Origin of the sequence: Rhizobium sp. CRRU65 (assembly GCF_048551595.1) — a bacterium.
Taxonomy (GTDB): Bacteria; Pseudomonadota; Alphaproteobacteria; order Rhizobiales; family Rhizobiaceae; genus Rhizobium; species Rhizobium leguminosarum_J.
This window is the reverse complement of sequence record NZ_JBLYZH010000004.1, coordinates 458,727-476,804: the sequence shown is the minus strand read 5'-3', so window position 1 is coordinate 476,804 and position 18,078 is coordinate 458,727. Positions and strand designations below refer to the sequence as shown.

The 18,078-nt window shown below is 60.0% G+C and carries 14 protein-coding genes; 1 reads left to right on the top strand and 13 read right to left on the bottom strand.

Features of this window, described 5'->3' with window-relative positions:
- Positions 1 to 2: 2 nt before the first annotated feature.
- The 8 genes from ACM5SV_RS11290 to rpsL all read right to left on the bottom strand — a co-directional run bounded on the left by ACM5SV_RS11290 (position 3) and on the right by rpsL (position 6,362).
- On the bottom strand, positions 3 to 296 hold the full coding sequence (locus ACM5SV_RS11290) for a 50S ribosomal protein L23 (protein WP_003547550.1): 294 nt from the start codon (positions 294 to 296) through the stop codon (positions 3 to 5).
- Entirely contained in the window at positions 293 to 913 is a 621-nt protein-coding gene (gene rplD, locus ACM5SV_RS11285) for a 50S ribosomal protein L4 (RefSeq protein WP_012757020.1), read from the bottom strand. The genes ACM5SV_RS11290 and rplD overlap by 4 nt, the downstream gene beginning before the upstream one ends.
- Before the next feature lie 13 nt (positions 914 to 926).
- Positions 927 to 1,568, bottom strand: a complete 642-nt coding sequence (gene rplC / locus ACM5SV_RS11280) for a 50S ribosomal protein L3 (RefSeq protein ID WP_003558542.1) — start codon at positions 1,566 to 1,568, stop codon at positions 927 to 929.
- A 39-nt stretch (positions 1,569 to 1,607) separates the two neighbouring features.
- Entirely contained in the window at positions 1,608 to 1,916 is a 309-nt protein-coding gene (gene rpsJ, locus ACM5SV_RS11275) for a 30S ribosomal protein S10 (RefSeq protein WP_003547547.1), read from the bottom strand.
- Positions 1,917 to 2,070: 154 nt separating this feature from the next.
- Positions 2,071 to 3,246, bottom strand: coding sequence for an elongation factor Tu (gene tuf / locus ACM5SV_RS11270; RefSeq protein ID WP_012757012.1), 1,176 nt, complete (start codon positions 3,244 to 3,246; stop codon positions 2,071 to 2,073).
- A 68-nt stretch (positions 3,247 to 3,314) separates the two neighbouring features.
- Positions 3,315 to 5,414, bottom strand: a complete 2,100-nt coding sequence (gene fusA / locus ACM5SV_RS11265) for an elongation factor G (RefSeq protein WP_012757019.1) — start codon at positions 5,412 to 5,414, stop codon at positions 3,315 to 3,317.
- A 29-nt stretch (positions 5,415 to 5,443) separates the two neighbouring features.
- A complete protein-coding gene (gene rpsG / locus ACM5SV_RS11260; RefSeq protein ID WP_011651422.1) occupies positions 5,444 to 5,914 on the bottom strand; it encodes a 30S ribosomal protein S7 in 471 nt (156 codons plus the stop codon).
- 76 nt (positions 5,915 to 5,990) lie between these two features.
- Positions 5,991 to 6,362: a 30S ribosomal protein S12 gene (gene rpsL / locus ACM5SV_RS11255; RefSeq protein WP_003547537.1), complete on the bottom strand. Its 372-nt coding sequence runs from the start codon at positions 6,360 to 6,362 to the stop codon at positions 5,991 to 5,993.
- A gap of 497 nt (positions 6,363 to 6,859) precedes the next feature.
- Between rpsL and ACM5SV_RS11250 the strand changes: the two genes are divergently transcribed.
- Positions 6,860 to 7,153 (top strand): hypothetical protein, encoded by a 294-nt coding sequence (locus ACM5SV_RS11250; protein ID WP_012757018.1) that lies wholly within the window; start codon positions 6,860 to 6,862, stop codon positions 7,151 to 7,153.
- Positions 7,154 to 7,290: 137 nt separating this feature from the next.
- Here the strand turns inward: ACM5SV_RS11250 and rpoC are convergent, their stop codons facing one another.
- From rpoC to rplA, 5 genes are all read right to left on the bottom strand, one after another.
- Positions 7,291 to 11,499: a DNA-directed RNA polymerase subunit beta' gene (gene rpoC / locus ACM5SV_RS11245; RefSeq protein ID WP_003558528.1), complete on the bottom strand. Its 4,209-nt coding sequence runs from the start codon at positions 11,497 to 11,499 to the stop codon at positions 7,291 to 7,293.
- Positions 11,500 to 11,688: 189 nt separating this feature from the next.
- Complete coding sequence (gene rpoB / locus ACM5SV_RS11240) at positions 11,689 to 15,828, bottom strand: DNA-directed RNA polymerase subunit beta (RefSeq protein WP_012757017.1); 4,140 nt, start codon at positions 15,826 to 15,828, stop codon at positions 11,689 to 11,691.
- A 262-nt stretch (positions 15,829 to 16,090) separates the two neighbouring features.
- Positions 16,091 to 16,468 carry a 50S ribosomal protein L7/L12 gene (gene rplL, locus ACM5SV_RS11235; protein ID WP_003547523.1) on the bottom strand — a complete coding sequence of 126 codons (378 nt, stop codon included), beginning with the start codon at positions 16,466 to 16,468 and terminating at the stop codon, positions 16,091 to 16,093.
- Positions 16,469 to 16,525: 57 nt separating this feature from the next.
- Entirely contained in the window at positions 16,526 to 17,044 is a 519-nt protein-coding gene (rplJ, locus tag ACM5SV_RS11230; RefSeq protein ID WP_012757016.1) for a 50S ribosomal protein L10, read from the bottom strand.
- A gap of 329 nt (positions 17,045 to 17,373) precedes the next feature.
- Positions 17,374 to 18,075 carry a 50S ribosomal protein L1 gene (rplA, locus tag ACM5SV_RS11225; RefSeq protein WP_012757015.1) on the bottom strand — a complete coding sequence of 234 codons (702 nt, stop codon included), beginning with the start codon at positions 18,073 to 18,075 and terminating at the stop codon, positions 17,374 to 17,376.
- Positions 18,076 to 18,078 lie beyond the last annotated feature (3 nt).

Genomic DNA, 18,078 nt, shown 5'->3' with positions numbered 1-18,078 from the left:
CCTCAGAGACCGGTGGAGACGTCGATCGTCTGGCCTTCAGCCAGTGTCACAACAGCCTTCTTCACGTCCTTCTGCTTGCCGACGAAACCGCGGAACCGCTTGGTCTTGCCCTTGCGCAGCAGAGTGTTGACAGCCGTGACCTTGACGCCGAACAGCGCCTCGACCGCAGCCTTGATTTCCGGCTTCGTCGCCTGCTTGGCGACATTGAATACAACCTGGTTGTTTTCGGATACCAGCGTGGACTTTTCGGTGATCGCCGGAGAGACGATCACATCGTAGTGGCGAAGATCGGTCACTTGAATCGCTCCTCTAGCGCTTCAACCGCAGCCTTGGAAAGCACGAGCTTGCCGCGGCGCACGATGTCGTAAACGTTGATGCCCTGGATCGGCAGAACATCGATGTTCGGGATGTTCTGAGCTGCAAGCTTGAAGTTGCCGTCAAGCTCTGCGCCGCCGATGAAGAGGGCGTTGGTCAGGCCGAGCGTCTCGAAAACGGACGCGAGCGACTTGGTCTTGGCTTCAGCGGCAACCAGGTTGTCGATGACGATGACGTCATCGGCCTTGATCTTGGCCGAAAGGGCGTGGCGAAGGCCGAGTGCGCGAACCTTCTTCGGAAGATCGTGCTCGTGGCTGCGGACAACCGGGCCGTGAGCCTTGCCGCCGCCGCGGAACTGCGGAGCGCGAGCCGAATGGTGGCGGGCGCGGCCCGTACCCTTCTGCTTGTACATCTTGGCGCCGGTGCGCGAAATTTCCGCGCGGCCCTTAGCCTTGTGCGTGCCCTGCTGCTTCTTGGCAAGTTGCCAGCGGATGACGCGGGCGAGAATGTCTTCGCGGGGCTCGAGGCCGAAAATAGCGTCCGAAAGGGAAACCTTCCCGGCGTCTTTTCCCTCGAGGGTCTTGACGTTGAATTCCATTGATCTGGCTCCCTTACTTCGCGGCCGACTTGACGGCGTCGCGCACGATGATCCAAGCACCCTTGGAACCAGGAACAGCACCCTTGATCAGGATCAGACCACGATCTTCGTCGGTCGAAACCACTTCCAGGTTCTGCGTCGTGACGCGCGTCTGGCCCATGTGACCAGCCATCTTCTTGTTCTTGAAAACCTTGCCCGGATCCTGGCGCGAGCCAGTCGAACCGTGCGAGCGGTGAGACACCGACACACCGTGCGTGGCGCGCAAACCGCCGAAGCCGTGACGCTTCATGGCGCCGGCAAAACCCTTGCCGATCGTCGTACCCGTCACGTCGACCAGCTGGCCAGCTGCGAAGTGACCCGCCTTGATCTCCGTACCGATCTCCAGCAGGTTGTCTTCCGAAACGCGGAATTCCGTGACCTTGGCCTTAGGCTCGACGTTGGCAATGGCAAAGTTGCCGCGCATCGCCTTCGACGTGTTCTTTACCTTCGCCTGGCCGGCACCGAGCTGAACTGCGGTATAGCCATTCTTTTCGACAGTGCGCGTGGCAACGACCTGGACGGCCTCCATACGCAGTACCGTTACCGGGACATGCTCGCCGGCGTCGTTATAGACGCGGGTCATTCCCACCTTCTGTGCAATCACACCTGAACGCATCGGTTCAATCCTTCTCACTCAGCCCGAAGACCCGAGGTCTCAGAGCTTGATCTCAACATCGACACCGGCGGCGAGATCGAGCTTCATCAGCGCGTCTACCGTCTGCGGGGTCGGGTCAACGATATCGAGAAGGCGCTTATGCGTGCGCATCTCGAACTGTTCGCGGCTCTTCTTGTCGATATGCGGGGACCGGTTGACCGTAAACTTCTCGATGCGGGTCGGAAGCGGAACGGGGCCCCGGACGCTTGCACCGGTGCGCTTAGCCGTCGATACGATCTCACGCGTGGAGGCGTCGAGAATCCGATGATCGAACGCCTTCAGGCGGATGCGGATATTCTGGCCGTTCATTCGACTTTATCCTTGTGTCTGTTATCCGCGTGTCACCACTTAGGGACACGACTTACCTTCAGTTACGTTAGCGGGCCACCGGTTTCAAAGATCGAGAGGGACACCGAGATCGGCGTCCCTATCCTTTCCTTGGGCCAGGTGGCCCAGCCGCTAATTACTCGACGATCGACGCGACGATACCGGCGCCGACGGTGCGGCCGCCTTCGCGGATAGCGAAGCGCAGCTTTTCTTCCATCGCGATCGGAACGATCAGCTCGACCGATACCGTGACGTTGTCGCCCGGCATGACCATCTCCGTGCCTTCCGGCAGCGTTACGATGCCGGTCACGTCGGTCGTGCGGAAGTAGAACTGCGGACGGTAGTTGGTGAAGAACGGCGTATGACGGCCACCCTCTTCCTTCGTCAGGATGTAGGCTTCAGCCATGAACTTCTTGTGCGGCTTGACCGAACCCGGCTTGCACAGAATCTGGCCACGCTCAACGCCGTCACGGGTAACGCCGCGGATCAGCGCACCGATGTTGTCGCCAGCCTGGCCCTGATCGAGCAGCTTGCGGAACATTTCAACGCCGGTCACCGTCGTCTTCGTCGTCGGGCGGATGCCGACGATCTCGACTTCTTCGCCAACCTTGACAATGCCACGCTCGACGCGGCCGGTCACAACCGTACCGCGGCCCGAGATCGAGAACACGTCTTCGATCGGCAGCAGGAACGGCAGGTTGATCGGACGCTCAGGCGTCGGGATGTAGGCGTCGACAGCAGCCATCAGCTCGCGGATCGAATCTTCGCCGATCTTCTTGTCCGAATCTTCGAGAGCAGCAAGTGCCGAACCCTTGACGATCGGGATATCGTCGCCCGGGAAGTCGTAGGACGACAGCAGTTCGCGAACTTCGAGCTCAACCAGTTCGAGAAGCTCGGCGTCGTCAACCTGGTCGACCTTGTTCAGGAACACCACGATTGCCGGAACGCCGACCTGGCGGGCCAGCAGGATGTGTTCGCGCGTCTGCGGCATCGGGCCATCAGCGGCCGAGCACACCAGGATCGCGCCGTCCATCTGGGCAGCACCGGTGATCATGTTCTTGACGTAGTCGGCATGGCCGGGGCAGTCGACGTGGGCATAGTGGCGGGCCGGCGTCTCGTATTCAACGTGAGCCGTCGAAATCGTGATGCCACGCGCCTTTTCTTCCGGAGCCGCGTCGATCTGGTCGTACGCCTTGTACTCACCGAAGTACTTCGTGATCGCTGCCGTCAGAGACGTCTTACCGTGGTCAACGTGGCCAATCGTGCCAATGTTGACGTGCGGCTTGTTGCGCTCAAACTTACTCTTTCCCATTTTCGGGTCTCCGTTTTGCTAGTCCCCGAAGGGATCTAATTCTTGTTATCGGTCAATTGGTATTCCGGTCACTTCTGACCGGAATACTTTGCCTGGATTTCAGTTGCGACGTTCGACGGGACCGGCGAATAGTGATCGAAGGTCATCGTGTACTGGGCGCGGCCCTGGGACATGGAGCGCAGGTTGTCGACGTACTTGAACATGTTCGCGAGCGGGACGTTCGCGTTGATGACGACGGCGATACCACGGCTTTCCTGGCCCTGGATCTGACCGCGACGGGAGTTCAGGTCGCCGATAACGTCGCCGACGTAATCTTCCGGGGTGACGACTTCGACCTTCATCATCGGCTCGAGCAGCTGAGCGCCGGCCTTCCTGGCTGCTTCACGGAAGCAGGCACGCGATGCGATTTCGAAGGCGAGAACCGAGGAGTCGACGTCGTGGAAGGCGCCGTCGATGAGGGTCGCCTTGACGCCGAGCATCGGGAAGCCTGCGAGCGGACCCGAAGACAGAACGCTTTCGATGCCCTTCTGGACGCCGGGGATGTATTCCTTGGGAACGGAACCGCCGACGATCTTCGATTCGAACTTGAATTCGTCGCCTTCCGGGTTCGGTTCGAAGACGATCTTGACGCGCGCGAACTGGCCGGTACCACCGGACTGCTTCTTGTGCGTGTAGTCTTCTTCATGCGTCCTAGTGATGGTTTCGCGGTAGGCAACCTGCGGCGCGCCGACAGTTGCTTCGACCTTGAATTCACGACGCATGCGGTCGACGATGATGTCGAGATGCAGTTCGCCCATCCCGGCGATGATGGTCTGGCCTGATTCCTGGTCGGTCTTGACGCGGAAGGACGGATCTTCAGCAGCCAGGCGGTTGAGCGCGAGGCCCATCTTTTCCTGGTCGCCCTTGGTCTTCGGCTCGATGGCGATCTGGATGACCGGCTCCGGGAATTCCATGCGCTCGAGGATAACCGGCTTCAGCGGATCGCAGAGCGTGTCGCCCGTCGTGGTTTCCTTGAGGCCAGCGAGAGCCACGATGTCGCCTGCGAAGGCTTCTTCGATGTCTTCACGCGAGTTGGAGTGCATCTGCAGCATACGGCCGACGCGCTCGCGCTTGTCCTTGACCGTGTTGATGACCGAAGTGCCCTTCTCGAGCTTGCCCGAGTAGATGCGGGCGAAGGTCAGCGAACCGACGAAGGGGTCGTTCATGATCTTGAAGGCGAGCATGGAAAGCGGCTCGCTGTCATCGGCATGACGCTCGATTTCGGCTTCCGTCTTGAAGTCGATGCCCTTGATCGCCGGGATGTCCATCGGCGACGGCAGGTAGTCGACGACGGCGTCGAGCAGCGGCTGCACGCCCTTGTTCTTGAAGGCAGTGCCGCAGAACATCGGGTGAAACTTGACGTCAATCGTGCCGCGGCGAACCAGCGCACGGATCTGATCGTTGTCGGGCAGAATACCTTCGAGGTAAGCTTCGGTGGCGGCTTCGTCGATGTCGACGACCGTCTCGATCAGCTTTTCGCGATATTCTTCAGCCTTGGCCTTCATGTCCTCGGGGATCTCGACGACATCCCACTGGGCGCCGAGCGACTCGTCGCGCCAGATGAGTGCGTTCATCTCGACCAGGTCGATGACGCCCTTGAATTCGGTTTCTGCACCGATCGGGAGCTGCATGACGACAGCCGTTGCACCGAGACGGGTCTTGATCATCTCGACGGAGCGGTAGAAGTCCGCACCGGTCTTGTCCATCTTGTTGCAGAAGATCATCCGCGGGACATTGTACTTCTCGGCCTGACGCCAGACGGTTTCCGTCTGCGGCTCAACACCGGCGTTGGCGTCGAGCAGCGCGATGGCGCCGTCGAGAACGCGCAGCGAACGCTCGACTTCAATGGTGAAGTCGACGTGGCCGGGAGTGTCGATGATGTTGAAGCGGCGCGTTTTGCCGTCACGACCCTTCCAGTAGGTCGTGGTGGCAGCAGAGGTGATCGTGATGCCACGCTCCTGCTCCTGCTCCATCCAGTCCATGGTGGCTGCGCCGTCGTGAACTTCGCCGATCTTATGCGACTTGCCGGTGTAATAAAGAATACGCTCGGTGGTCGTGGTCTTGCCGGCGTCGATATGCGCCATGATACCGAAATTACGGTAGTCTTCGATCTTATATTCGCGAGCCATTGTGGACTGCCTTTCGATACCGTTCGGAATTACCAGCGATAGTGCGAGAACGCGCGGTTGGCGTCAGCCATCTTGTGCGTGTCTTCGCGCTTCTTGACGGCGGAGCCGCGGTTGTTGGACGCATCGAGCAGTTCGCCGGAAAGGCGGTCAACCATAGTCGTTTCATTGCGCTTGCGGGCAGCAGCGATCAGCCAGCGAATAGCAAGAGCCTGGCGGCGCTCCGGACGAACATCGACGGGGACCTGATAGGTCGCACCACCGACACGACGCGAGCGAACTTCAACGTGCGGGGCAATGTTCTCCAGCGCAGAATGGAAAACCGTGAGCGGCTCCTGCTTGGCCTTGCCCTGGACAACGTCGAACGCACCGTAGACGATGTTTTCAGCAACGGACTTCTTGCCGTCGAGCATGATGGCATTCATGAACTTGGTGACGACGAGATCGCCGAACTTCGGGTCCGGATTGATCTCGCGCTTTTCTGCTTTATGACGTCTGGACATATTTTGTCTCTTCAACCGTTAAGGCGCTTCATGACGCGGAGGACCTCGCGCAGCGCCGGATTATTCAAAAACCGAATTACTTCGGACGCTTCGCGCCGTACTTGGAGCGGCGCTGCTTGCGGTTCTTGACACCTTGGGTATCGAGAACGCCGCGGATGATGTGATAACGGACACCCGGAAGGTCCTTGACGCGGCCGCCACGGATCATGACGACGGAGTGCTCCTGAAGGTTATGACCTTCGCCGGGGATGTAACCAATGACTTCGAAGCCGTTGGTCAGGCGGATCTTTGCGACCTTACGCAGAGCCGAGTTCGGCTTCTTCGGCGTCGTCGTGTAGACGCGCGTGCAAACGCCGCGCTTCTGCGGGTTCTCCTGGAGTGCGGGAACCTTGTTACGCTTTACGTTCGCCTGGCGAGGCTTGCGGATCAGCTGGTTTACGGTAGGCATTCAACCATCCCTTACGTTTTATCTCAGTACCCTTGCGGGCTTGAACTCGCGCCGTCTCCGGCAGTGACGCGCGCTTTCCGTCAATGCGCAAAATATGGCCCGATCCGCTTCCGCAGATGGACCACAAGGAGCAGAGGACGCATAGAATATGCGTCGTGCGTGCAGCATCATGACTTCAACGTGCGTTTAGAACCTTGTTTGAGGTGAACTTCAGGGCGAGTCGCCCCGAACAGCCAAGCCTCACATGGGATCTGATGGCCGGGGTACTACTGGTTTCCACCCGTCTCGTCAAGGCCGGTTAAGAAATAAACTCGCCGTATCGCCTTGATATGCCGGCCGAACGCCCTGTTTCATCCTTCTAGACGAATTCACGGCTGTGCCCCAAGATAAAAACTTGGGCATTGCAGCAAAAGCAGTTAAGGAATCAGCAAATGCGGCGTTCGGCCCTCACAGCAGGATTCGAGCGACCGAATCGTCAAAGAGCCGAAGGACGGGCGATGATCACGACACCTGATAACGACAATAATTTCGACGGCCCGATGATCTTCATCATCATCGGCAAGGGCTACGAGTCCGACGCCAGCGAAGGCATCGACCTGCACATCATGCTGAAGGCGCCTGACGACGACACTGCCGTACGCGAGGCCTTGAACGCCCTTGCCGAGGAAGGCTTCATCGAGGCAGATCTCGACCAGATCGGCATGCTGACCGAGGTCCCGGCCGAAGAGCCGCACGCCTCTGCCTACCAGGGCGCCATCGAAGGCGAAGTCGCGATCATCCGGTTCAACTGAAGGGCGCCGTTGCTGACGCTGCCAAGGCAGAATAAGCGGAAGCAGCCTCCCTCCCCGCCAAATAATAAGAGCAGATAAAACAAAACCGCCCGGATCGCTCCGGGCGGTTTTTCAATTTCATAGACTTCAGCTGCGGGTTATTCCGCAGCCGGAGCCTTTTCGGCCATGTCCTGCAGCATCGGCGTGGCAACGGCAGCACCCGTACCCTTGCGGCGCTCTTCGAGGATCATCTCGTCGCGCGACGTGGCGATGCGGCGGATCTGGGTCATGGTGCCGCCAGTGCCGGCCGGGATAAGGCGGCCGACGATGACGTTTTCCTTCAGACCCTGCAGACCGTCGGTCTTGCCGGCGATCGCAGCTTCCGTCAGCACCTTTGTCGTTTCCTGGAAGGACGCGGCCGAGATGAAGGACGGGGTCTGCAGCGATGCCTTGGTGATGCCGAGAAGAACCGGATCGCCATAGGCTGGTTTCTTGCCCTGCTCGATCAGGTGATCGTTGACGTCTTCGAGCTCGATCCGGTCGACATTGTCGCCGACGATATAGGTCGAGTCGCCTGCATCGGTGATTTCCACCTTCTGCAGCATCTGACGGACAATCACCTCGATGTGCTTGTCGTTGATGACGACGCCCTGCAGGCGGTAGACTTCCTGGATCTCGTTGACGAGGTAGGAGGCCAGAGCCTCCACGCCCTTGATCGCCAGGATGTCGTGCGGAGCCGGGTTACCGTCGAGGATGTAGTCACCCTTTTCGATATAGTCGCCTTCCTGAAGGTGGAAGGGCTTGCCCTTCGGAATCAGGTATTCGACAGGCTCGACACCGTCTTCCGCCGGCTCGATGATGACGCGACGCTTGTTCTTGTAGTCGCGGCCGAGGCGGATCGTACCATCGATCTCTGCGATGATGGCGTGGTCCTTCGGACGGCGGGCTTCGAACAGCTCGGCAACACGCGGCAGACCGCCGGTGATGTCCTTGGTCTTGGCGCTTTCGAGCGGCGAACGGGCGAGAACGTCGCCCTGGGAGACCTTCGTGCCCGGCTCGACCGACAGGATCGCATCGACCGAGAGGAAGAAGCGGGCGTCACCACCACGGGAGAGCTTCGCGATATTGCCGCTGGCATCCTTGATGACGATCGCCGGCTTGAGGTCCGAGCCGCGCGGGGTCGAACGCCAGTCGATAACCTGACGCTTGGTGATGCCAGTCGATTCGTCGGTCGCTTCCAGAACGGAGAGACCGTCGACCAGATCTTCAAACTGAACGGTACCAGCCACTTCCGTCATCATCGGACGGGTGTAGGGGTCCCACTCTGCCAGACGCTGGCCGCGCTTGACCTTGTCGCCTTCGTCGACATGCAGCTTCGAACCGTAGGCCACACGCTGCGACGACCGCTCGACACCACGTTCGTCCAAGATCTGGACGGTCATGTTGCGGCCCATGGCAACGAGGTTGCCATCGGAGTTGCGCAGAATGTTGCGGTTCTTGATCTGCACCGTACCTTCGTACGAGGCTTCGAGGAACGACTGGTCGACCACGGTTGCCGTACCGCCAAGGTGGAAGGTACGCATGGTGAGCTGGGTGCCCGGCTCGCCGATCGACTGAGCAGCGATAACGCCGACGGCTTCGCCCATATTGACCGGCGTACCGCGCGCAAGGTCGCGGCCGTAGCAGACCGAGCAGACGCCCGTCTGGATTTCGCAGGTCAGTGCCGAGCGGATGCGGATCGACTGGATGCCGGCCTTCTCGATTTCGACGACGTCGGGCTCGAGGATCATCCTGCCGGCATCGACGATGCGCTCACCCGTGACCGGATGATCGATGTCGTCGAGCGCCGTGCGGCCGAGGATACGGACGCCGATCGAGGCAACCACCTGACCGGCATCGACGATTGCGGTCATGGTGAGGCCCGTCTGCGTTCCGCAATCGACATGCGTGACGATGCAATCCTGCGCGACGTCGACGAGACGGCGGGTCAGGTAGCCGGAGTTGGCGGTCTTCAGGGCGGTGTCTGCCAGACCCTTACGGGCGCCGTGCGTCGAGTTGAAGTACTCGTTGACGGTCAGGCCTTCCTTGAAGTTCGAGATGATCGGGGTCTCGATGATTTCGCCCGACGGCTTGGCCATGAGGCCACGCATGCCGCCCAGCTGGCGCATCTGGTTCGGAGAACCGCGGGCACCGGAGTGGCTCATCATGTAGATCGAGTTCATCGGCTTCTGGCGACCGGTCTTCTCGTCGAATTCGACCGCCTTAATGCGGGCCATCATCTCTTCGGCGACCTTTTCGGTCGCCTTACCCCAGGCGTCGACAACCTTGTTGTACTTCTCGCCCTGGGTGATGAGGCCGTCATTGTACTGCTGCTCGTATTCCTTCACCAGGTTTTCGGTGTCGGCAACGATCTTGGCCTTGGCATCCGGAATGACCATGTCGTCCTTGCCGAACGAAATGCCGGCGCGGCAGGCGTGGGCGAAGCCGAGCTGCATGATGCGGTCGCAGAAAATGACCGTGTCCTTCTGGCCGCAATGGCGATAGACCGTGTCGATCATCTTCGAGATGTTCTTCTTGGTCATTTCCTGGTTGCAGATATCGAAGGGCACCTTGCCGTTCTTCGGCAGCAGTTCGCCGATGAGCAGACGGCCAGGCGTCGTCTCATAGATCTTCGAGTAAGGCTTGCCATCCTCGTCGACCGACTTGAAGCGGCCGCGGATCTTGGTGTGCAGCGTCACGACCTTGCTTTCGAGGGCGTGATGCAGCTCGCCGAGATCGGAGAAGGCCATCCCTTCGCCCGGCTCGTTCTGGTTGAGGATCGACAGATAGTAGAGGCCGAGAACCATGTCCTGCGAGGGAACGATGATCGGCGCGCCGTTGGCCGGGTGCAGGATGTTGTTGGTCGACATCATCAACACGCGGGCTTCGAGCTGAGCTTCGAGCGACAGCGGCACGTGAACGGCCATCTGGTCGCCGTCGAAGTCGGCGTTGAAGGCCGTGCAGACGAGCGGATGCAGCTGGATCGCCTTGCCTTCGACCAGGATAGGTTCGAAGGCCTGGATGCCCAGGCGGTGCAGCGTCGGTGCGCGGTTCAAGAGAACCGGATGCTCGCGGATGACCTCGTCGAGGATATCCCAGACTTCCGGCTTTTCCTTTTCGACCAGCTTCTTGGCCTGCTTGACGGTCGAGGAGTAACCCTTGGCGTCGAGGCGGGCATAGATGAACGGCTTGAAGAGCTCGAGCGCCATCTTCTTCGGCAGGCCGCACTGGTGCAGCTTCAGTTCCGGACCGGTGACGATGACCGAACGGCCGGAATAGTCGACGCGCTTGCCGAGCAGGTTCTGGCGGAAGCGGCCCTGCTTGCCCTTCAGCATGTCGGAGAGCGACTTCAGCGGACGCTTGTTAGCACCGGTGATGACACGGCCGCGACGGCCGTTGTCGAACAGCGCGTCAACGGATTCCTGCAGCATGCGCTTTTCGTTGCGGATGATGATGCCAGGCGCACGAAGCTCAATCAGGCGCTTCAGACGGTTGTTACGGTTGATGACGCGGCGGTAGAGATCGTTCAGATCCGACGTCGCGAAACGGCCGCCGTCGAGCGGAACCAGCGGACGCAGGTCCGGCGGGATGACCGGAACGACCTTCATGATCATCCATTCCGGACGGTTGCCCGACTCCATGAAGTTCTCGACGATCTTCAGGCGCTTCATCAGCTTCTTCTGCTTGAGATCCGACGTGGTGTCGGCAAGCTCGGCACGCAGGTCGCCAGCGATCTTTTCGAGGTTCATCGAGGCCAGCATCTCGTAGATCGCCTCGGCGCCGATCATCGCGGTGAACTGGTCTTCGCCGTATTCGTCGACAGCGAGCATGTACTCTTCTTCCGAGAGGAGCTGGTGCTCCTTCAGGGCGGTCAGGCCCGGCTCGGTGACGATGTAGTTTTCAAAGTAGAGGACGCGCTCGACATCCTTCAGCGTCATGTCGAGCAGCGTCGAAATGCGTGATGGCAGCGACTTCAGGAACCAGATGTGGGCAACGGGAGCGGCGAGCTCGATATGGCCCATGCGCTCACGGCGAACGCGCGACAGCGTGACTTCGACGCCGCACTTTTCGCAGATGATGCCCTTGTACTTCATGCGCTTGTACTTGCCGCACAGGCATTCGTAGTCCTTGATCGGCCCGAAGATGCGCGCGCAGAACAGACCGTCACGTTCCGGCTTGAACGTACGGTAGTTGATGGTTTCCGGCTTCTTGATCTCACCGTAAGACCAGGAGAGGATCTTCTCCGGAGACGCGATCGAAATCCGAATAGAATCGAAATTCTGTGCAGGCACCTGCGGATTGAAAAGATTCATGACCTCTTGGTTCATGCCTGTCTCCTTCATGGGCTAAAGCGCCCTCAAAATGCGATGTCGGCGGCAATTTCCCGGGAGCCGCCTCCCTCGCTTAAACGAGAATAACCGCTGGATGCGGCGAAACTTCCCTCCCGGGCCGACACGGATACGGCGCCCGGTGGGACCGGCGTGCGCCGCATTGGCAGCGCACGCCCTATCAAGTGCTTACTCGGCCGCGTCGGGCAGCTGAGCTGCCTGCGCCTCGTCAAGCTTGGTGTTCTCGAGCTCGACGCTGAGGCCCAGTGAGCGCATTTCCTTGACGAGAACGTTGAAGCTTTCCGGAATACCGGCTTCGAACGTGTCGTCTCCTCGGACGATGGCTTCGTAGACCTTGGTGCGGCCGGCGACGTCGTCCGACTTCACCGTCAGCATTTCCTGCAGCGTGTAGGCCGCGCCGTATGCTTCGAGCGCCCAGACTTCCATTTCGCCGAAGCGCTGGCCGCCGAACTGCGCCTTGCCACCCAGCGGCTGCTGAGTCACGAGCGAGTAAGGACCGATCGAACGAGCATGGATCTTGTCGTCGACCAGGTGGTTGAGCTTCAGCATGTAGATGTAGCCCACCGTCACCTGACGGTCGAACTGCTCACCGGTACGGCCGTCATAGAGCGTCGACTGACCACTATCCTTGAGACCTGCCAGACGCAGCATGTCGTTGACGTCGGCTTCGTTCGCGCCGTCGAAAACAGGCGTCGCAATCGAAACGCCGCGCTTCCACTGGTCGGCGAGGCGCAGAACAGAGTCGTCGTCGAACTCATGGACCTGTTCGGCCTTGGGGCCGTCTCCGACGACATCGCCGATGGTCTTGCGCAGCGGCTCAATGTTGCCATTGGCCTTGTATGCGTCGATCAGTTCGCCGATCTGGCGACCCATGCCGGCGCAAGCCCAACCCAGATGCGTTTCCAGGATCTGGCCGACGTTCATGCGCGAAGGCACGCCGAGCGGGTTCAGAACGACATCGACATGCGTGCCGTCTTCGAGGAACGGCATGTCCTCCACCGGCACAATGCGCGAGACGACGCCCTTGTTCCCGTGACGGCCGGCCATCTTGTCGCCGGGCTGGATCTTGCGCTTTACGGCGACGAAGACCTTGACCATCTTCATGACGCCAGGAGGCATTTCATCGCCGCGCTGGACCTTTTCGACCTTGTCCATGAAGCGCTGTTCGAGGCGCGACTTGGATTCGTCGTACTGGCCGCGAAGCGCTTCGAGCTCGCTCTGGACCTTTTCGTCTTCGACCGCGAACATCCACCACTGCGAGCGGGGATATTCGGAGACGACGGCGTTCGAAAGCTCGGCTCCCTTCTTGAAGCCCTTCGGGCCGGCGATGGAGGCCTGGCCACGCAGCATCTCGATCAGACGGCCGTAGACGTTACGGTCGAGGATCGCCTGCTCGTCGTCACGGTCCTTTGCCAGACGCTCGATTTCTTCGCGCTCGATCGCCATCGCGCGCTCGTCCTTTTCAACGCCGTGGCGGTTGAAGACGCGGACTTCGACGATGGTGCCGTAGGTGCCGGGCGGCATGCGCATGGAGGTGTCGCGCACGTCGGAGGCCTTTTCGCCGAAGATGGCGCGCAGAAGCTTTTCTTCCGGCGTCATCGGGCTTTCGCCCTTCGGTGTGATCTTGCCGACGAGGATATCGCCCGGCTGAACTTCGGCGCCGATATAGACGATGCCGGCTTCGTCGAGGTTCTTCAGTGCTTCTTCCGAAACGTTCGGAATATCGCGGGTGATTTCCTCAGGACCAAGCTTGGTGTCGCGCGCCATCACTTCGAATTCCTCGATGTGGATGGAGGTGAACACGTCGTCGGCAACGATACGCTCGGAGAGCAGAATCGAGTCTTCGTAGTTGTAGCCGTTCCAGGGCATGAACGCGACGAGCGCGTTGCGGCCGAGTGCCAGGTCGCCGAGATCGGTCGACGGGCCGTCGGCGAGGATGTCGCCGCGGTTGACCTCGTCACCGACGGTGACCAGCGGACGCTGGTTGACGCAGGTGTTCTGGTTCGAACGCTGGAACTTCTGCAGGCGGTAGATATCGACGCCGGATTTGCCGGCTTCGAGGTCTTCCGTGGCGCGGATAACGATACGCGTCGCGTCGACCTGGTCGACCACGCCGCCGCGGCGGGCGCCGATGGCGGCACCGGAGTCACGGGCAACGACCGGCTCCATGCCGGTACCGACGAACGGGGCTTCGGCACGCAGCAGCGGCACTGCTTGACGCTGCATGTTCGAGCCCATGAGCGCGCGGTTGGCGTCGTCGTTTTCCAGGAACGGGATGAGCGCGGCTGCGACCGAAACGACCTGCTTCGGCGAGACGTCCATCAGGTTCATGCTGTCGCGCGGGGCGAGCATGACTTCGCCGGCATGACGGCAGACGACGAATTCGTCGACGAAGGAACCGTCAGCGTTCATCTCGGCGTTGGCCTGGGCGACGTAATACTTCGCCTCTTCCATGGCGGAGAGGTAGAGCACGTCGCTCGTCACCTTGCCGTCGACGATGCGGCGGTACGGGCTTTCGATGAAGCCGTACTTGTTGACGCGGGCAAAGGTCGCAAGTGAGTTGATGAGACCGATGTTCGGGCCTTCCGGCGTTTCGATCGGGCAAATGCGGCCATAGTGGGTCGGATGCACGTCGCGGACTTCGAAGCCGGCGCGCTCACGGGTCAGACCGCCCGGGCCAAGAGCCGAAAGACGACGCTTGTGGGTGATTTCCGAGAGCGGATTGACCTGGTCCATGAACTGCGAGAGCTGCGAGGAACCGAAGAATTCGCGCACGGCAGCGGCGGCCGGCTTGGCGTTGATCAGATCCTGCGGCATGACCGTGTCGATCTCGATCGAGGACATGCGTTCCTTGATCGCGCGCTCCATGCGCAGCAGGCCGAGACGGTACTGGTTTTCCATCAGCTCGCCCACCGAACGGACGCGGCGGTTGCCGAGATTGTCGATGTCGTCGATCTCGCCCTTGCCGTCGCGCAGTTCGACCAGCATCCTGACCACGGCCAGGATGTCGTCCTTGCGCAGGATGCGGACGGTGTCTTCGACGGTCAGGTCGAGGCGCATATTCATCTTGACGCGGCCGACGGCGGAGAGGTCGTAACGCTCCGCATCGAAGAACAGCGAGTTGAACATGGCTTCAGCCGATTCCATGGTCGGCGGTTCACCCGGACGCATGACGCGGTAGATGTCGAACAGAGCGTCCTGACGGTTCTCGTTCTTGTCGGCTGTCAGCGTGTTGCGGATATAGGCGCCGACATTGATGTGGTCGATGCCGAGAACCGGGATCTCGTCGAAGCCGTTCGCCAGGATGATGCCAAGCGTCTTCTCGTCGATTTCGTCGCCGGCCTCGAGGTAGATTTCACCCGTCGAGTAGTTGACGATGTCGCCGGCGAGGTAGTTGCCATACAGATCGTCGTCGGCGGCCTTGAGGGCCTTCAGCCCCTTGTCGGACAGCGTGCGCAGCAGGCGCGGGGTCAGCTTCTTGCCGGCTTCCACGACGACTTCGCCGGTATCGGCGTCGACCATCTCGGTGATCGCCTTGGCACCCTTCAGCGTTTCCGGCTTGAAGGGAATGCGCCAGCCTTCGCCGTCGCGCTTGTAGAGCGACTTCGTGTAGAAGGTGTCGAGAATTTCCTCGCCGTCCATGCCGAGCGCCATCAGCAGCGAAGTGACAGGGATCTTGCGGCGGCGGTCGATACGAGCATAGACGATGTCCTTGGCGTCGAATTCGATATCGAGCCAGGAACCGCGATAGGGGATGACGCGCGCAGCAAAGAGCAGCTTGCCGGACGAATGGCTCTTGCCCTTGTCGTGATCGAAGAAGACGCCCGGCGAACGGTGCATCTGGGAGACGATGACGCGCTCGGTGCCGTTGACGATGAACGTGCCGTTGTTGGTCATGAGCGGCATGTCGCCCATGTAAACGGACTGTTCCTTGATGTCCTTGATCGACTTCGCGCCGGTATCCTCGTCAATATCGAACACGATGAGGCGCAGCGTCACCTTCAGCGGCGCTGCATAGGTCAGGTCGCGCTGACGGCATTCGTCAACGTCGAACTTCGGCGGTTCGAACTCGTAGGACACGAATTCCAGCATGGATGCGCCGGAGAAATCGGTGATCGGGAAAACCGACTTGAAAACGGCCTGAAGACCCTCGTCGGGTCGGCCGCCCTTCGGCTCTTCAACCATCAGAAACTGGTCGTAGGACGCCTTCTGAACCTCGATGAGGTTCGGCATTTCTGCGACTTCGGGGATCTTACCAAAAAACTTGCGTACGCGCCTACGACCGTTGAACGAAAGGGTCTGAGCCATCGTCGCTCCTTCAAAATCTTGCACCCGGGCCTGCAACGGACGGGAACCGATGGCCAGTCGATCCCGTCAATCAATGAGTAATTCAATCTCGTCCGACCCCAGAAAACGCTCAGCTCGGATTGCTGTGCTGCCCTCGGTGCGAGACCATCCTTTTGAAGAACCCATTACCCAAAAGCCGTTTCGACGCGGCTTTTGGGTAATTCGTTCAGAAAAACGGCAAATGGGAGGCAGTAAAGATACTGCCTCCCAAAGCAGTTCAAGATTACTTGACGTCGGCCTTGGCGCCAGCGTCTTCAAGCTTCTTCTTGATGTCAGCAGCTTCAGCCTTGTTGACACCTTCCTTGACAGCCTTCGGAGCGGCTTCAACGAGATCCTTGGCTTCCTTGAGGCCGAGACCAGTGATGGCGCGGACTTCCTTGATGACGTTGATCTTGTTGGCACCAGCTTCGACGAGGATGACGTCGAATTCGGTCTTTTCTTCTTCAACGACAGCAGCAGCAGCACCGCCGGCAGCGGCAGCAACAGCTACCGGAGCAGCAGCGGAAACGCCCCACTTTTCTTCGAGAAGCTTCGACAGTTCTGCAGCTTCCAGAACGGTCAGCGAGGAGAGGTCGTCAACGATCTTTGCGAGATCAGCCATTTTACTAGTTCCTTTGTTCGGTTCGAACCGGTTGATTATAAACAGCGAAAAACCGCCTTACGCGGCTTCGTCCTTCTTGGCGTAGGCCGCAAACACGCGGGCAAGCTGGCTTGCCGGTGCTGCAACAACCCCAGCGATGCGGGTAGCCGGTGTCTGGATCATGCCCAGCAGCTTCGCACGCAGCTCATCGAGCGAAGGCAGGGTCGCAAGCGACTTGACTGCTTCGGCGTTGAGCGTGGTTGTTCCCATGGCGCCACCCAGAACAATGATCTTGTCATTGGTCTTGGCGAAATCCATGACGACCTTCGGAGCGGTGATCGGATCGGTGCTGTATGCAATCAGCGTCTGACCCTTGAAGAGATTGGTCATCCCTTCCGCTTCCGTACCCTGAAGGGCAATCTTGGCCAGGCGGTTCTTCGCGACTTTGACGGTACCGCCAGCTGCACGCATCTTCGAACGAAAGTCGTTCATCTGCGCGACTGTGGCACCAGCATAGTGGGCCACGACAACTGATCCCGAAGCCTTGAAGACTTCGTTCAGTTCCGTGACGAATTCGCGTTTTTCCGCTCTTTCCACTGCCTATCTCCAGTTGGCGGGACCGAAAATGGGCCCGCCGGTTGCCTTTTGCCTCCTGGGATCATGCGAGATCCCAAGCGACGCTTGAGGATCCTGTCCCCCCGCGCTCTCGCGCCAATCAAGGCTAAAGAGGCACAAGGCATCCAAGGCTCGAACCGAGTTCCTAGAAGCGAACTTCATGCAATTCGGGTCTTACCCGTCTCATGCAGGCACAGTGATTAAGGGAAAACCACCTGCAATCTCGGACAGGATTCCGGATTTCTCCGGAATATTCCGGCCCCTTGCGAGGCCGGAAATTCAGTCGCCGGGCTTAAAGCCCGGCCATAAACTTACGCAGCCGGAGCACCGGTGACCGAGCCGGGCTCGATCTTGACGCCCGGGCCCATGGTCGAGGAAATCGCCACGCGCTTGACGTAGTTGCCCTTGGCGCCAGCCGGCTTCGCCTTGATGACTGCGTCAGCAAAGGCGCGGATGTTTTCTTCCAGAGCCTTGGCGTCGAACGAGGCCTTGCCGATACCGGCATGAACGATGCCAGCCTTCTCGACGCGGAACTCGACAGCGCCGCCCTTGGAAGCCTTGACGGCTCCGGCGACATCCATAGTGACGGTGCCGACCTTCGGGTTCGGCATCATGCCGCGGGGGCCGAGAACCTTACCGAGACGGCCGACGAGCGGCATCATATCGGGGGTGGCAATGCAGCGATCGAATTCGATCTTGCCGCCCTGGACGATTTCGACAAGCTCTTCGGCACCGACGATATCAGCACCGGCGGCCTTGGCTTCGTCAGCCTTGGCGCCACGAGCGAAGACGGCAACACGAACCGTACGGCCCGTGCCGTTCGGCAGGTTGACGACGCCGCGGACCATCTGGTCCGCATGGCGCGGGTCGACGCCGAGGTTCATCGAGACTTCGATGGTTTCGTCGAACTTGGCGACAGCCCGTTCCTTGACCATGCCAATGGCCAGGGTCAGAGCGTAGAGCTTGGTGGGATCAACACCTTCGTTGATCTTCTGCGTGCGCTTACCAGCCATGAT

What these genes read in the sequence shown, in the direction of transcription:
- rplL (WP_003547523.1), bottom strand. Translation starts at nt 16,468, where the DNA reads ATGGCTGATCTCGCAAAGATCGTTGACGACCTCTCCTCGCTGACCGTT.
- rplA (WP_012757015.1), bottom strand. Translation starts at nt 18,075, where the DNA reads ATGGCTGGTAAGCGCACGCAGAAGATCAACGAAGGTGTTGATCCCACC.
- rpsL (WP_003547537.1), bottom strand. Translation starts at nt 6,362, where the DNA reads ATGCCTACCGTAAACCAGCTGATCCGCAAGCCTCGCCAGGCGAACGTA.
- fusA (WP_012757019.1), bottom strand. Translation starts at nt 5,414, where the DNA reads ATGGCTCGCGAATATAAGATCGAAGACTACCGTAATTTCGGTATCATG.
- rpsJ (WP_003547547.1), bottom strand. Translation starts at nt 1,916, where the DNA reads ATGAACGGCCAGAATATCCGCATCCGCCTGAAGGCGTTCGATCATCGG.
- rpsG (WP_011651422.1), bottom strand. Translation starts at nt 5,914, where the DNA reads ATGTCCAGACGTCATAAAGCAGAAAAGCGCGAGATCAATCCGGACCCG.
- rplC (WP_003558542.1), bottom strand. Translation starts at nt 1,568, where the DNA reads ATGCGTTCAGGTGTGATTGCACAGAAGGTGGGAATGACCCGCGTCTAT.
- rpoB (WP_012757017.1), bottom strand. Translation starts at nt 15,828, where the DNA reads ATGGCTCAGACCCTTTCGTTCAACGGTCGTAGGCGCGTACGCAAGTTT.
- rpoC (WP_003558528.1), bottom strand. Translation starts at nt 11,499, where the DNA reads ATGAACCAAGAGGTCATGAATCTTTTCAATCCGCAGGTGCCTGCACAG.
- rplD (WP_012757020.1), bottom strand. Translation starts at nt 913, where the DNA reads ATGGAATTCAACGTCAAGACCCTCGAGGGAAAAGACGCCGGGAAGGTT.
- ACM5SV_RS11250 (WP_012757018.1), top strand. Translation starts at nt 6,860, where the DNA reads ATGATCACGACACCTGATAACGACAATAATTTCGACGGCCCGATGATC.
- tuf (WP_012757012.1), bottom strand. Translation starts at nt 3,246, where the DNA reads ATGGGAAAGAGTAAGTTTGAGCGCAACAAGCCGCACGTCAACATTGGC.